We start from the raw sequence: 15,042 nt of genomic DNA, 5'->3' as shown, positions 1-15,042 counted from the left end.
TACGTCTCGATGATGGGCCTTATAGGATGCTTGTGACAGGAAAACAAATGTCCGGGGGCTGATTCCTGAAAAATGCCCGGCACACCACTATGATGGAACAAAACGCATAACGTTACGGAACCAAGGCAAGGCCGGCGCGTTTCACTCCCGGACAGGCGGGTTGTTTCTGCCGCCTTAACGGGAGTTAAGCGGCGTCAGTCATTGACATGTCGCCATTTCCATCAACGATGTTCAAGAAGGACCTGACCCATGGCAAGCGTGCGCAGCAGCGTTAACGACAAGATCCAGCAATCCCTCGAAAGCGGTGACGCAGCCGATGTGGCCGCACAGCTCGCCCAGCTTCGCGAAGATCTGGCGAATCTTGCCAAGAGTGTGAAAGCGCTTGGCGTCGGCGCATCTTACGAGCTGAAGGCACAGGCCGCGCAGGTCGCAGACGATGCAATTTCCGCGTCGAGTGACATGGCGGACACTGTCCGTAACGAGATTTCCACGCTGAACGACAACCTCACCGATCAGGTCCAGAAGAACCCGCTGCAGTCGCTCGGCATCGCCGTCGGCGTCGGCTTCGTTCTTGCCCTCCTGACGCGTCGATAAGCTCATGCTTGAGGCATTGCTGGTCTATCTGGGGGAGACCCAGCGTGAAGGGCGTGTCGTCACGAGACGATTGCGCTCCGTCATCATATTGTCGGTGCTGGCGGGAATATTTTTCCTGATTGCCTTTGTCGCAGCGGTCGTGGCGGGATCAATTTATCTGGCGCGTCACGTCGGGGCCGGACCGGCAGCGCTCGTCGTTGCGGGCTCTGCCTTTCTGCTCGGTGTTATCATGCTGGTGGCGCTCGCCATCCTCAAACGCCCGAGGGTCTACGCGACCAGACCGATGACACCACTTGCTGCCGCAGCACCTTTAACGGCTGCGCCGCTCGCGCTGCAATCGCTGCTTTCGCTTGCAATCCAGGCACGCCCTTACGCGACACTTGCCGTCGCTGTTGCGGCCGGATTTCTCGCGACGAGGGCGGGTACAAAAAAGACCAAGTAACTTCTTGGCACCCTGACAAGACCAACCGCGCATCCAGACGATGGATGCGCGGTTTTTTTTATGTTACCCGCGAAGGATAGACTGGTTGTTGGCGTTGCCCGCCACGCCGCCCTTATTTGAACAAAGTGACATACAGTCTCGGGCAGTCTCTGCGCGTCCGTAATTTTCTGAAAGGCAATTGATGAAGAAGAAAGTCCTTGTCGTCGGCGGTGCCGGCTATATCGGTTCGCACACCTGCCTTCTCCTGTCTGAGCGAGGGTATGAACCGGTCGTTTTCGACAATCTGTCCAACGGGCATGAGGAGTTTGTCCGCTGGGGGCCTTTCGAACAGGGTGATATTCGCGACCGGGCGCGGCTGGACGAGGTCTTCGCCAAGCACCAGCCAGAGGCCGTTCTTCACTTCGCTGCGCTGATCGAAGTCGGTGAATCGGTCAAGCAGCCCGTGGCTTTCTATGACAACAACGTCATCGGCTCGCTCAACCTGCTTTCCGCCGCCATCGATGCCGGCGTCACGGCTTTCGTTTTTTCGTCCACCTGCGCAACTTACGGATTGCCCGAACAGGTACCGATCGACGAGACGCACCGGCAGGCGCCGATCAACCCCTATGGCCGCACCAAATGGGTGGTGGAGCAGGCGCTGAAGGATTACAGCACCTACAAGGGGCTGCGTTCGGTCATGCTGCGCTACTTCAACGCCGCTGGCGCGGATTTCGAAGGCCGCATCGGTGAATGGCACAAGCCGGAGACCCACGCGATCCCGCTGGCCATCGAAGCCGCACTCGGCCGGCGTCAAGGCTTCAAGGTGTTCGGCACGGATTACGACACGCGCGACGGCACCTGCGTGCGCGACTATATCCACATTCTCGATCTCGCCGATGCGCATGTGCGGGCCGTGGATTATCTGCTTGCCGGCGGGGAGACCGTCGAACTCAACCTCGGCACCGGCACCGGAACGACTGTGAAGGAACTGCTGGCGGCGATTTCGGAGGTTTCCGGCCGCCCCTTCCCCGTCGAATATACCGGGCGGCGCGACGGCGATTCCACGACACTCGTCGCCAATAACGACAAGGCGAAGGAGGTTCTCGGCTGGGAGCCGCGTTACTCCCTCTCCGACATCATCAAATCCGCCTGGGCCTGGCACTCCTCCCGCAATGCGGGCGATTGAACAGCCGGCGATCAGATAGAAAAAAGACACCGGCCTGTTGGCCGGTGCCTCTCGCGGGACAGCTGATTGAAGCCGGTCCCGCTCCTGCCTCCCAGGGACGGGAATTAGGGCTTGGTGGCGGACGTCGTCGTGCCGTCAGGGGCCGCCGGCGTTGCCGCGTTCTTTTCGCTCGCCTGCTGTTCCAGCGTCTTGAATTCGGGAGCGGCCTTCAGCGTTTCCGCCGTTTCCGTCGTTGTCAGGCGGATTGTACCGTCTTGCGCGTTGCGCGTCATCGTTACCTTATCCATCGGAACCGCAACATCCTTTGCGCCGATGCCCAGGAAGCCGCCGACGCCGATCACCGCAGCAACCAGACCGCCATCTTCTTCCATAATCAGGTTGGTGACGTTACCGATGCTTTCATCGGCCGCCGTATAGACCGACTTGCCGATATAATCGTTCGCGCTGACCTGCGTTTCGCCCTGCTCGGTCAAATAGGCGCCACCCATCGTTGTGGCCGCGCTGTCATTGGCAGAAGGGGCGGCAGGCGTCATCGGGGTGGCAGGCGGGTTTGCCGGCTCTGTCTGCGCACTCGGATTTGCTGGTGCGGGCTGGGTCGTACCCTGAGCGATGGCCAGCGGCGCGAAAGCCGTGGTGCCCATCAAAGCAGCTGTGACGAGGATAGTAATTTTCTTTGCCATTTCGTACCTTCCTTTCATCGTTCTCAACTGGCCGGCGGTGATGAATTTCATACCCGCTGCTCGACCGGTTCGTCTGGCAAACGGGTTGGTCGTTGAAATAGTTCCGATTTTTTCAATCATACCGGTGCAATTGTGGCCTGCCACAACGACCGAAGGTAAAAAATCAGGCATTGCTAATGAGGGACGGCACGGTATTATCCGTGCCGTAACAATGCCATAACTGCCGGAGTTTTGTATGCCTCTACCCGGCAACAGACTGAAAGACATGATTTCGGCTTTGCGTCGGCGCAGCGCGAATTTTTTCCCAACGGCTTCCATCGGCACCTATCTGGTGGTGATGGCTACCGTCATCACCCTGCCGCTCATTCTCTTTGGCGGCTATCTGATGCTGCGCCTGGAAGCGGAAAAACGCGACGACCTGCAACGGGAAACCATCGAGGACGTGCGGGTGGCCTCGCGCAACATCGACCGCCGCCTGCAGGAAATTGCCACATCTCTCAATCTCCTGTCGCAATTCCCGGAACTTGAAAGCGGCAATCTCGCCGCGTTTCAGGGACGCGTCGCCGACAGCCTGAAGCGGGAGGGCCTCTACGCCATTCTCACGACCAAAGATGGCCAGCAGCGTCTCAATACACGCATGCCCTATGGCCAGCCGCTCGGCAAGGTGCCGGCGGAAGCCAACCTGGCCAAAGCGATCGACTCTGGCCGCATCACCGTCTCGAACATGTTTTTCGGCCAGACCAGCAAGGAATGGGTGTTCAACGTCACCTTGCCGCTCGGCCCGGATTTGGACGCCGCCGGAGACGCCCTGATCCTGACGCAGAATACCAGCGACCTGAGCCGGCTCATTCCCACGGAAACCCTGCCACGCAACTGGGCGGTCGCCATCATTGACGGCAACAACCGCGTTGTCGTCTCAAGCGCGCCCGATGAGGCGGAAATGGGCAAGCCGTTTGTCACCCCGGACGTCCTTTCGGAGATGCAGGCCTTCAGCGGCAATTTTTTTGATGGCAAGGGCAATCTCTATGCCTATGCCCAATTACCGGGCTGGCAATGGAAGACGGTGATGTGGGGTCCGCTCGCCGCAAGCCAGGCGGCGCTGATAGATACCTGGCGACAGATGATGATCGGCAGCCTGGTGCTGGTGCTTATCGCCATTGGCGGTGCCTATCTGGTCGGCCGGCAATTGCGCAGCTCCATTCGTGATCTGACCCTGATGGCCGAGCGCATTGGTGAGGGCGAGATCGTCGCACCCATCGATACCAAGATAAAGGAAGCCAACCAGGTCGCCATAGCACTCTCCAACGCGTCCTTCGACAGAAGCCAGTCAGAAGAGCGGCTGCAATTGCTGCTGCACGAACTTGTACACCGTTCCAAGAACATTTTGACGCTGGTTCAGGCGATGATACGGCAATTGGGACGCGAAAATAAGAGTATTCCGGAATTTCAAAAGGAGGTGGATCACCGCCTGCGCGGCCTTGGAATGTCGATCCGGGCCTTGGCGGAGGTTCAATGGCAAGGCCTGCCGATCCGCAAGCTGATCGAGACCCATCTCGAAGTTTTCGGCACCGTGGCGCATCGCGTCCTGCTGATCGGAGATGATTTCATGCTCTCCCCGGAAGCAGCACAGAATTTCGGCCTGGTGATCCATGAGCTGACGACGAATTCCATCAAATATGGCGCATTGTCGGTTCCAACAGGAAAAATCACCGTGCGCTGGCAGCCGTTTGAAAAAGACGGGCGCCAGATGATCCACCTCGTCTGGACCGAAACCGGTGGCCCTCCGGCGAGCGAACCGAGCCGCAAAGGTTTCGGCACCACGGTCATAAAAAGGCATGCGGAAGGCGCCTTCGGTGGGCAGGTGCTGACGGAATATCGTGAAGCCGGCTTCGAGTGGACGCTGGAGGCGCCGATGCGTTATTTCACACCCAAAAGATCGGAACAGACAGGCCAGCACTGATGCTGGCAAGCGGGTTCAAAAGCAGCTCATTTGTCGATTGTTAAAAAATGCATTTTGCGGGAACCTATTCCCGGCAGGTGCATTCTTACTGCAGGCCAAGCAATTCCCCCGTCCCCGCCTGAAGCTTGGCTGAAAATAAACAGGTTTCACCCCTGAAAACCTGTCATGAAATAGCACGGCTCTTTTCATGAGCCGTGCTATTTGTTTTTGATTTCCAGGACATGAGCGTTAAACCCGGCGTCGCGCCCGATATCGCGATTTCAGGCGGCGTCTACGCTGTCGCCGGAAGGAAATTTCAGCCGGTAGACGATTCGCTTATCTGCCACCTCGTATTCGGCGCTTCCACCCAGCGCCGAAGGAACCACCTTTTCCAGCACCACGCTGCCGAAGCTGCCGCGCCGGGTTTCGACCGGCTCTTTCGACGGCATCATCGGCTCATTCCATTCAACCATATAAAACTCACCCTCCTGACGACATTGCAGGGATATGGGGGGGTGATAGGCAAGATTGCCGCTATGGCTGACGGTGTTGACGACCAGTTCATGGAAGGCGAGCCCGATATAAAGCGCACCGTTCGGATTTAGCAGCAGGTTTTCGCCTTCCATATGGATGAGGTTCGGATATTCCGGCACATAAAGATCGAATTGCTGGCGCAGCAGCTCGAATATTCGCGCGCCCCGCCAGTCCGAATCCGTGATGAGATCCTGACTTTGCGCAAGAGCATGTAGCCGTCCTCGAAACTTTCTCAGAAAATCGTCCTTGGTCAGGCTGAAGCGGGCCGTCTGGCCTGCAAGGCTCTGGATGATCGCCAGGAGATTCTTGGAACGGTGGCTGACCTCGCGCAGCAACGAGCGCAGAAGCTGCTCGCGCCGCCTTTCCGCCGTCACCTCACGAATGGTGGTTTTCATCACCACCTGGTTCGACTGGTTAAAGGTGGAGTGGACCTGAAACTGAAAGACACGATCGTTGCCGGCATTGACTTCCAGCATACCGCAGCTGCCCGCCGTCTTCATGTCCTTTTTAAGTTCGGCAAGCCGCGCGGAGAGATCTTTGCCGAACAGATTTTCGTCGGTCGGGTGGGAATCGGCCGGAAGTTTCCAGACATCCGGCAGATTGGCCACGAATATATAGTCGCGGTTCCAGTCCTGCAGCATGACTGTCTCACCCGAATCGAGCAAGGCTAGAACGAGCGAATCGTGAAGTTCGCTTTCGTCCCTCTCCGAGTTGTGCCATGCCAGCCGATGCAAATTCATCTCCTTGCAGAACGCCGCAGGTTAGCCCCACGACTGTAACCGCCAACGCCCGGGCGCCAGACTGGTTCCCGGTCAGCCTGCGGCTTCGGCAAAATTCACGCCGCGGCGCGTGAGCTTTCGTTGAAAAACAGGGCCTGGCTGATAAGCGCCTTCACCATGTCCGGATTAAACGGCTTCGTCACGAGGAAGGTCGGCTCCGGCCGTTCGCCCGTCAGAAGACGCTCGGGGAAAGCCGTGATGAAGATAACCGGGAGGGTGGTCATCTCAAGGATGTCTTTCATCGCATCGAGACCGGAACTGCCGTCGGCAAGCTGAATATCGGCAAGGATCATCTTCGGTTGGGTGCGATGGAAGAGATCGAGCGCTTCCGTATGCGTGCGGGCGATGCCAGTGACACGGTGACCGAGATCGGTGACCATCTGCTCGATATCCATCGCGATCAGAGGTTCGTCCTCGATGATCATGATGTCGGTCGCCACCTGCCGGGCGATCTCAGAGGCTGCCTCATCGATCAGCTTGCCGACCTGATCCTCGGAGACTTTCAGGACTTCTGCGGTTTCCGATGGCGTGAATTCTTCGACCGTCGTCAAGAGGAAAGCCTGACGGGCCAGCGCCGGCACCGCGGAGAGGTTGGCCGAGGCGCGTTTTTCCCATCCCGACAGGTTTTCGTCGGTCTTAATATTGATCGTGACGGAACTAAAGATCGATACGAACAATTGATAGAGCGAAACGCGATCGCTGCTTGTCTGCGGAAAAATGCTGATATCGGCGATCAGAGCTTCGAGTGTTGCCGCAACATAGGCATCGCCCGTCGATTGTGAGCCGCAAACGGCACGCGCGAACCTGCGCAGATATGGCAGGTGCGGCGCGATGCGTGTAGAAACTGACATGGAATTCTCCCCTTTCATGCGGTCTGCAACGCAAACCCACGATAGCAACGTGCGCATGTCAAAAATAGTTCCGGATCGCCGGAACTATTTTTTTCACCGCGCATTCTTTGCCACGACGCAGAAGGAATACCGGACGTTATGAGAATATTTCAATCGGACCAAGACCAGCCGGACAATCCGGCCGCCCCCCAGGTTCCACACTCGGGACGGGCGGTGATTTCCCGCAAGCTCAGGGAGCTTTATGATGCCGTTCAGGATGAAGGCATCCCTGACAAATTCCTCGACCTTCTCGAAAAACTCGATGAAGCCGAAAGCAGAGCCAAGACGAAGGCTTCGGAGGAATGATGGCGAAAGAGCCGGAACAGACAGAATACAATTTCAAGCGGGAAATGCTGGCGGCGCTGCCGAACCTGCGCGCCTTCGCGATTTCGCTCATCCGCTCGAGGGACCGTGCCGACGACCTCGTGCAGGACACGATCATGAAGGCCTGGGCCAAACAGGACAGCTACCAGCCTGGCACCAACATGCGGGCATGGCTGGTGACGATCCTGCGCAACGAGTTCTACAGCCAGATTCGCAAATCCGGCCGTGAGGTGCAGGATACGGACGGCGTCTATACCTCGCGCCTGTCGGTGCCGCCGGAACAGCATGGTTCGGTAGACCTTCAGGATTTCCGCGCAGCACTCGCAAAGCTGCCGGACGACCAGCGTGAAGCCATCCTGCTGATCGGGGCTTCGGGTTTTGCCTACGAGGAAGCCGCCGAGATTTGCGGTTGCCCTGTCGGCACAATCAAGAGCCGCGTGAGCCGTGCGCGACTGCGCCTGCAGGAATTGCTCGGCATCGAGAACGAAAACGAGTTCGGCCCGGATGCGCAGATGAGCGCGGTGACCGCCGCTGCCACGGCGCGCTGAGGAAATTGAACGACAGAAACGGGCAGGCAAACGTCTGCCCGTTTTTTCATGTCCGCTTTTCAGATGCCGGTTTCCTTGACCGATTGCATGACCACGAAGGTCGAAGTGTTGGCCACGGATGGCAGGCTCGAGATTTTTTCGCCGAGTACCCTTCGATACTTGCGAATATCGCTGGTGCGCACCTTCAGAAGATAATCGAAGGCGCCGGCGATCATGTGGCACTCCTCCACTTCCTTGATCTTGCGCACCGCCGCGTTGAACTCCTCCAGCGCCTTTTCACGCGTATCGGAGAGTTTTACCTCGGCGAAAGCGATGTGATCGACGCCGAGCTTCTGCGGATTGAGCATGGCGCGGAAGCCGAGAATATAGCCTTCATCCACCAGCCGCTTCAGCCGCGTCTGGCAGGGCGTCTTGGAAAGACCGACCCGTTTTGACAATTGCAGAACGGACATCCGCCCGTCCTCGCTGAGCGCCTCGAGAATCTTGAGATCGAAGTGGTCCAGACCGTCTGTTTTTTGACTATTTACCACGCGATTTTACGCCTTATCTGGAAAATAAAAGTTCATATAGCCTATTTTATCCCGAAAATAGGGCCATAGCAATTTTTGCGATGATGATATTGTCTGTGCCAGAGATGAAAAGCGGCGGGCGGAGGACACGCGGCCGCCGAAGGTCTGTCTTCAACAGCGTTTTCAGGGTTTTTCAGAATGGCCGATGGTGCAAGCAACGCCGGTGTAGTGGCGAACGATATTTTCCAGAATTTTGCGCCGCCGGTGCGCGAGCAAAGCTTGTTGCGCAAGGCGATCACCGCCGCCTATCGTCGCCCGGAAGAAGAATGCCTGGCGCCGCTTATCGAGGCGGCAACGGTGACGGCTGAAGAGGCGAAAGCCATTCGCGACACCGCCCGCAAACTGATCGAGGCATTGCGCGCCAAGACCAAGGGCACCGGCGTCGAGGGGCTGGTGCAGGAATATTCGCTCTCCAGCCATGAGGGCGTGGCGCTGATGTGCCTTGCCGAAGCGCTGCTGCGCATTCCCGACACAGCCACCCGCGACGCACTGATCCGCGACAAGATCGCACGCGGCGACTGGAAGTCCCATATTGGCGGAGGGCGCTCGCTCTTCGTCAATGCCGCCACCTGGGGCCTCGTCATCACCGGCAAGCTGACGTCGACAGTAAACGATAGCGGCCTTTCGTCGGCGCTGACCAAGCTCATCGCCCGCGCCGGCGAACCCGTCATCCGCCGTGGCGTTGATATGGCCATGCGCATGATGGGTGAGCAATTCGTGACCGGCGAAACCATCGGCGAAGCGATCAAGCGTTCGAAGCCGCTGGAGGAACAGGGCTTCCAATATTCCTACGATATGCTCGGCGAAGCCGCGACCACCGCTAAGGATGCGGAGCGTTATTACAAGGACTATGAAAACGCCATCCACGCCATCGGCAAGGCGTCGGCCGGCCGCGGCATCTATGGTGGTCCCGGCATTTCCATCAAGCTTTCGGCGCTGCATCCGCGTTACGCCCGCGCCCAGGCCGAGCGGGTGATGGCGGAGCTTCTTCCACGCGTCAAATCGCTGATGCTGCTCAGCAAGACATACGATATCGGCCTCAATATCGATGCCGAGGAAGCCGACCGGCTGGAACTGTCGCTCGATCTTCTCGAAGAACTGGCGCTCGACAGGGATCTCGCTGGCTGGAACGGCCTCGGTTTTGTGGTGCAGGCCTATGGCCGCCGTTGCCCCTTCGTTCTCGATTACATCATCGATCTCGCCCGCCGTGCGGGCCGCCGCATCATGGTGCGCCTCGTCAAGGGCGCTTATTGGGACGCGGAAATCAAGCGCGCACAGGTGGAGGGGCTGGAGGATTTCCCGGTCTTCACCCGCAAGGTGCACACGGATGTCTCCTACATCGCCTGCGCCCGCAAGCTGCTCGCCGCGCGCGATCTGGTCTTTCCGCAGTTTGCGACCCACAATGCGCAATCCATGGCGACGATCTACCATCTTGCCGGTCCAGACTTCAAACTCGGCGACTACGAGTTCCAGTGCCTGCATGGCATGGGCGAACCGCTCTACAGCGAAGTCGTCGGCAAAAAGAAGCTCGACCGTCCCTGCCGTTTCTACGCCCCCGTCGGCACGCATGAGACGCTGCTGGCATATCTCGTGCGCCGCCTGCTGGAAAACGGTGCGAACTCTTCCTTCGTCAACCGCATTGCCGACCCCGCCGTGCCGGTGGATTCTCTGCTGGAAGACCCGGTCACGGTGGTTAAAACCTACCCCGTTCCCGGCGCGCGTCACGACCGCATCGCCGCCCCTGAAGGTCTGTTCGGCCCTGAACGCAAAAATTCCGCCGGCCTCGATCTTTCCGACGAAACGACGCTCGCCGCACTGGACGGAACCCTCAAGGCAGGTACAGCAACGGAATGGAAAGCCGCCGCGCCGCAGGCAGGCGGTAACACGCGCCCGGTTCTCAATCCCGGCGACCACAATGATATCGTCGGCCATGTGACCGAACCGACTGAAGCCGATGCCGAAGCGGCCATGCAGCGGGCGGCGGCCTCGAACTGGCCTTCCACCCCGGTGGATGAACGCGCCGCCTGCCTGGAGCGCGCCGCCGATGCGATGCAGGCCGAGATGCCCGCCCTGCTCGGCCTCATCATGCGCGAAGCGGGAAAATCCATGCCGAACGCCATTGCCGAGGTTCGCGAGGCGATCGACTTCCTGCGTTATTATGCGGCGGAAGCCCGCAGAAACTTCAAGGCCGGCGAAACGCCGCTCGGCCCGGTCGTCTGTATCAGCCCGTGGAACTTTCCGCTTGCGATCTTCATCGGTCAGGTAGCGGCGGCGCTGGTCGCCGGCAATCCGGTTCTGGCAAAGCCCGCCGAAGAAACGCCGCTGATCGCGGCTCAGGGCATACGCCTGCTGCATGAGGCAGGCGTTCCGGAAGACGCCGTGCAGCTTCTGCCGGGCGACGGTAAAACAGGTGCAGCACTCGTCGGTTCACCATCGACGGCAGGTGTAATGTTTACGGGTTCAACGGAAGTGGCGCGGCTCATTCAGGGCCAGCTTGCCGATCGGGTTCTGGCCAATGGCCAGCCGGTGCCGTTGATTGCAGAAACCGGCGGACAGAATGCCATGATCGTCGATTCCTCCGCGCTTGCCGAGCAGGTCGTCGCCGATGTCATCGCGTCCGCCTTCGATAGCGCCGGCCAGCGCTGCTCGGCATTGCGCATCCTCTGCCTGCAGGAAGATGTGGCGGACCGCACGCTGACCATGCTGAAAGGCGCACTGCATGAATTGCGCATCGGCCGCACCGACAAGCTTTCCGTCGATGTCGGCCCCGTCATCACCGCCGAGGCGAAGGACATCATCGAAAAGCATATCGAGGGCATGCGCGGGCTCGGCCACCGCATCGAACAGATTTCGCTTGCGGGTGAGACCGGCAGGGGCACCTTCGTGCCGCCAACGATCATCGAGATGAAATCGCTTGCCGATCTGAAACGCGAAGTATTTGGCCCGGTGCTGCATGTCATCCGCTTCAAGCGCGACAATCTCGACCGGCTGATCGACGAGATCAACGCCACCGGTTACGGCCTCACCTTCGGCCTGCACACCCGGCTCGACGATACGATCCAGCACGTTCTGTCCCGCGTCGCGGCCGGCAATCTTTATGTGAACCGCAACATCATCGGCGCGGTTGTCGGCGTGCAGCCCTTTGGCGGACGCGGCCTCTCCGGCACCGGCCCCAAGGCGGGCGGCCCGCTTTATCTCGGCCGCATGACGCAAAAGGCGCCGAAGATCGACCGCATCGCCAGCCAGCAGGATCAGGCAGCCGTCGATCTCGCCCGCTGGCTGGATGAAAACGGCGAAACCGTCGCGGCCGAAGCCGCACGTCAGGCGGCAGCGCTTTCCGGCCTCGGCTTTGAAACCGAGCTGGCGGGGCCTGTCGGCGAGCGCAATGTCTATGCGCTGCATCCGCGTGGAAAGGTTCTGCTGGTTCCGGCAACCGAACAGGGGCTTTACCGCCAGCTTGCGGCAGCGCTTGCGACCGGAAACGCGGTTGTCATCGACAATGCTTCTGGACTGGAGAAGTCGATCTATGGCTTGCCGGCAACTGTAACGTCGCGCATCGTCTGGGCGGATGATTGGGAAAAATCCGGTCCCTTCGCCGGCGCGCTGGTTGAGGGAGACGCGGATCGTATCGTGACGGTCAACAAAAAGATCGCCGCCCTGCCCGGCCCGCTCACTCTCGTTCAGGCCGCGGCGACGGAAGCGCTTTGCGGGGAAAGCCAGCCCTATAGTCTCGACTGGCTGGTCGAAGAAGTCTCCGTCAGCGTCAACACCACGGCCGCCGGCGGCAACGCCAGCCTGATGAGCATTGGCTGACGATATTGTCCGGCGGGTCTCGGCCCTGCCGGTTCATGCCTTGTCCGTTGGTGCCGCCACGGCGAATAGAAATGCCGGCGTGGATGAAGCCGCGCCGGCATGGTGGATCAATTTCTCTCTGGAAGAGGCGATTATTCGATATCGAACGAAACACCCTGTGCCAGCGGCAGCGCCTTGGAGTAGTTGATGGTGTTGGTGGCGCGGCGCATATAGGCCTTCCAGGCGTCGGAGCCGGATTCACGGCCGCCGCCGGTTTCCTTCTCGCCACCGAAGGCGCCGCCGATTTCCGCACCCGAAGTGCCGATATTGACGTTGGCAATGCCGCAATCGGAGCCCTCCGACGACAGGAACCGTTCCGATTCCTGCATGTCGCGGGTGAAGATCGATGACGAAAGACCGGCGGCAACGGCGTTGTGGTCGTCGATCGCCTGATCGAGATCGCTGTATTTCATGACGTAAAGGATCGGCGCGAAAGTCTCTTCCAGCACAGGCCCCGCCTGCTTCGGCATTTCGACAAGCGCCGGCTGGACGTAATAGGCATCAGGCGCACCCGTATCCACGCGGCCGCCGCCATTCACCACGCCATCATGCGCTTTCGCCGCTTCGAGGGCCTTCTGCATGCTGTCAAAAGCCGCCTTGTCGACCAGCGGACCGACGAGTGCGGAGGTTTCCAGCGGGTTGCCGACGGAAACGGATGCATAGGCCTTTTTCAGGCGCGGTACGAGCTGGTCATAGACACTGTCATGCACGAAGAGACGGCGAAGTGTGGTGCAGCGCTGACCGGCCGTGCCCATGGCACCGAAGGCGATGGCGCGCAGCGCCATGTCGAGATCGGCGGAAGGGCAGACGATACCGGCATTGTTGCCGCCGAGTTCCAGAATGGCGCGGGCGAAGCGTTTCGCCAGACGCGGGCCGACATCACGGCCCATGCGGGTGGAACCGGTGGCCGAGACGAGCGGCACCTTGGGATTATCCACCAATGCCTCGCCAACGGCGCGGTCGCCGATCAGAAGCTGCGAGAGACCTTCCGGCGCATCGCCGAAGCGGGCGGCGGCGCGCTCAAAGATGCCCTGAACGGCAAGTGCCGTCAGCGGGGTCTTCTCCGAAGGCTTCCAGACCACCGAATTGCCGCAGACAATGGCGAGCGCCGCATTCCACGACCATACCGCGACCGGGAAATTGAAGGCGGAGATGACGCCGACAACGCCAAGCGGATGCCAGGTTTCCATCATGCGGTGGCCTGGACGTTCGGTGGCGATCGTGAGACCATAAAGCTGGCGGGAAAGACCGACGGCGAAATCGCAGATGTCGATCATTTCCTGCACTTCGCCGAGACCTTCGGACGGAATCTTGCCCGCTTCCAGCGACACGAGACGGCCGAGATCGCTTTTGAAGGCGCGCAGTTCCTCACCGAGCAGCCGGATCAACTCACCACGACGGGGAGCCGGCACACTGCGCCATGCCTTGAAGGCGGCGTCGGCCCGGTCGATCACGGCTGCGACACCTTCGACCGAAACGGTCTTCAGGCTCGCGACCTGCTCACCCGTCACCGGGCTGAAGGACGCCATATCGCCGCTGGTATAAAGTTCGCGGGCAACGCCCATCCTGTCGAGCAGGGCCGCCGCTTCCTGTTTCACATCGAGCTTCGTGGTCGCATCCATATCCGTCGTCCTTTTGGCTAAAAAAGGGAGGAAAGGCCGTTTTGATGCGGCGCTTTCAACTCCCGTCACTTTTCTTTCCCCGAATTTGTCATCCGTTCTCTGGAACTGGCGCTTTGCACCGTTCCATTCTTTCCCGTAATCATATATGGCTACAATAACGCTTTCTAATGAGGAAAGCGGGTAAGTTGATGCGAGAATGGAATGGATCCGCGCAGAAGACTGGTCCCTGACATCGTTACCCTGCAAGCGTTCGAATGCGCGGCGCGGCACGGCAATTTTACGCGTGCGGCGGAAGAACTCAACCTCACGCAGAGCGCGGTGAGCCGGCAGATCGGTGAACTCGAAGCGCAGACGGGAATGCAGCTTTTCGAGCGCATCCGCAGGCGGGTCGTGCTCTCGGAGGCGGGCCGCAAATTCCTGCCGGACGTGCGACGCCTGTTGCAGCAGTCCGAACAGCTGATGGTGCGCGCGGTTTCAGCCGGAACATCGCACGCATCGCTTTCCGTCGCGACATTGCCGACATTCGGCAGCCGTTGGCTGATGCCGCGCCTCCGCCGCTTCATCGACAACAATCCTGATGTGGCAATCACTATCGGCTCGCGCTCCCACCCCTTCGATTTCGATGAGGAAGGTTTCGATCTCGCCATTCATTACGGCCAGCCGGTCTGGGCGCATGGCACCTGCACATTTTTATGCAACGAGGTGATCGTGCCGGTTGCGAGCCCCACCCTCCTGCGCCGCGCCAGCGTGAGCGTGCCGCAGGACCTGACCGGACAACCGCTCCTGCATGTGACGACGCGGCCGAAACTATGGACGGAATGGCTGGAGATGAACGGTGTGACGGCGGCTAACGCTTATCAGGGCAGCCGTTTCGACCAGTTTTCGATGATCATCGAGGCAGCCGCGAGCGGCATCGGCTTTGCCCTTCTGCCAAAATATCTCATCGAGGCGGAGATCGCCTCCGGCCGTCTCGAAATCGTCTTCGACATTCCCCTACGAACCGACAAGAGTTATTACGTCGCCCTGCCGGAAGGACGGCAGGACAATGCGCTGGCCCGCGCCTTTCAGGCCTGGCTGCTCGATCAGGTCGGCAAGCCGGTGTAA

Annotated in this window: 13 protein-coding genes; 8 read left to right on the top strand and 5 right to left on the bottom strand. The window is 59.7% G+C overall.

Annotated elements, in window-relative coordinates:
• Nucleotides 1-249: 249 nt before the first annotated feature.
• From PL597_RS11870 to galE, 3 genes are all read left to right on the top strand, one after another.
• The gene (locus tag PL597_RS11870; RefSeq protein WP_191218076.1) at nt 250-594 is read left to right on the top strand and encodes a DUF883 family protein; all 345 of its coding nucleotides are present in this window, start codon (nt 250-252) and stop codon (nt 592-594) included.
• Nucleotides 595-598: 4 nt separating this feature from the next.
• A complete protein-coding gene (locus PL597_RS11865) occupies nt 599-1,036 on the top strand; it encodes a hypothetical protein (RefSeq protein ID WP_077984945.1) in 438 nt (145 codons plus the stop codon).
• A 181-nt stretch (nt 1,037-1,217) separates the two neighbouring features.
• Nucleotides 1,218-2,201, top strand: coding sequence for a UDP-glucose 4-epimerase GalE (galE, locus tag PL597_RS11860; RefSeq protein ID WP_045015763.1), 984 nt, complete (start codon nt 1,218-1,220; stop codon nt 2,199-2,201).
• Nucleotides 2,202-2,305: 104 nt separating this feature from the next.
• Here the strand turns inward: galE and PL597_RS11855 are convergent, their stop codons facing one another.
• Complete coding sequence (locus PL597_RS11855; RefSeq protein WP_080794281.1) at nt 2,306-2,881, bottom strand: PRC-barrel domain-containing protein; 576 nt, start codon at nt 2,879-2,881, stop codon at nt 2,306-2,308.
• A 235-nt stretch (nt 2,882-3,116) separates the two neighbouring features.
• Between PL597_RS11855 and PL597_RS11850 the strand changes: the two genes are divergently transcribed.
• Nucleotides 3,117-4,841, top strand: a complete 1,725-nt coding sequence (locus tag PL597_RS11850) for a sensor histidine kinase (RefSeq protein WP_077984947.1) — start codon at nt 3,117-3,119, stop codon at nt 4,839-4,841.
• Nucleotides 4,842-5,101: 260 nt separating this feature from the next.
• On the opposite strand, the gene PL597_RS11845 is transcribed toward PL597_RS11850, so the two are convergent.
• Together PL597_RS11845 and PL597_RS11840 are read right to left on the bottom strand one after the other, a co-directional pair.
• The gene (locus PL597_RS11845) at nt 5,102-6,094 is read right to left on the bottom strand and encodes a sensor histidine kinase (RefSeq protein ID WP_271365222.1); all 993 of its coding nucleotides are present in this window, start codon (nt 6,092-6,094) and stop codon (nt 5,102-5,104) included.
• Nucleotides 6,095-6,189: 95 nt separating this feature from the next.
• Nucleotides 6,190-6,984 carry a response regulator gene (locus PL597_RS11840; protein WP_080794289.1) on the bottom strand — a complete coding sequence of 265 codons (795 nt, stop codon included), beginning with the start codon at nt 6,982-6,984 and terminating at the stop codon, nt 6,190-6,192.
• A 138-nt stretch (nt 6,985-7,122) separates the two neighbouring features.
• On the opposite strand from PL597_RS11840, the gene PL597_RS11835 reads away from it, so the two are divergent.
• Complete coding sequence (locus PL597_RS11835) at nt 7,123-7,329, top strand: NepR family anti-sigma factor (RefSeq protein WP_077984949.1); 207 nt, start codon at nt 7,123-7,125, stop codon at nt 7,327-7,329.
• The gene (locus PL597_RS11830; RefSeq protein WP_003508744.1) at nt 7,329-7,895 is read left to right on the top strand and encodes an RNA polymerase sigma factor; all 567 of its coding nucleotides are present in this window, start codon (nt 7,329-7,331) and stop codon (nt 7,893-7,895) included. The genes PL597_RS11835 and PL597_RS11830 overlap by 1 nt, the downstream gene beginning before the upstream one ends.
• 59 nt (nt 7,896-7,954) lie before the next feature.
• Here PL597_RS11830 and PL597_RS11825 read toward each other — a convergent pair whose 3' ends face one another.
• The gene (locus tag PL597_RS11825) at nt 7,955-8,425 is read right to left on the bottom strand and encodes an Lrp/AsnC family transcriptional regulator (RefSeq protein ID WP_191218072.1); all 471 of its coding nucleotides are present in this window, start codon (nt 8,423-8,425) and stop codon (nt 7,955-7,957) included.
• A gap of 177 nt (nt 8,426-8,602) precedes the next feature.
• Between PL597_RS11825 and putA the strand changes: the two genes are divergently transcribed.
• Complete coding sequence (gene putA / locus PL597_RS11820; RefSeq protein WP_191218071.1) at nt 8,603-12,277, top strand: trifunctional transcriptional regulator/proline dehydrogenase/L-glutamate gamma-semialdehyde dehydrogenase; 3,675 nt, start codon at nt 8,603-8,605, stop codon at nt 12,275-12,277.
• 131 nt (nt 12,278-12,408) lie between these two features.
• On the opposite strand, the gene amaB is transcribed toward putA, so the two are convergent.
• Nucleotides 12,409-13,938 carry an L-piperidine-6-carboxylate dehydrogenase gene (gene amaB / locus PL597_RS11815; RefSeq protein ID WP_191218070.1) on the bottom strand — a complete coding sequence of 510 codons (1,530 nt, stop codon included), beginning with the start codon at nt 13,936-13,938 and terminating at the stop codon, nt 12,409-12,411.
• A 201-nt stretch (nt 13,939-14,139) separates the two neighbouring features.
• On the opposite strand from amaB, the gene PL597_RS11810 reads away from it, so the two are divergent.
• A complete protein-coding gene (locus tag PL597_RS11810; protein WP_077984953.1) occupies nt 14,140-15,042 on the top strand; it encodes a LysR family transcriptional regulator in 903 nt (300 codons plus the stop codon).

The organism is Agrobacterium sp. ST15.13.013 (genome assembly GCF_027956525.1).
Taxonomy (GTDB): Bacteria; Pseudomonadota; Alphaproteobacteria; order Rhizobiales; family Rhizobiaceae; genus Agrobacterium; species Agrobacterium salinitolerans.
The sequence above is the reverse complement of the archived record's forward strand: the minus strand, read 5'-3'. Positions and strand labels throughout refer to the sequence as shown.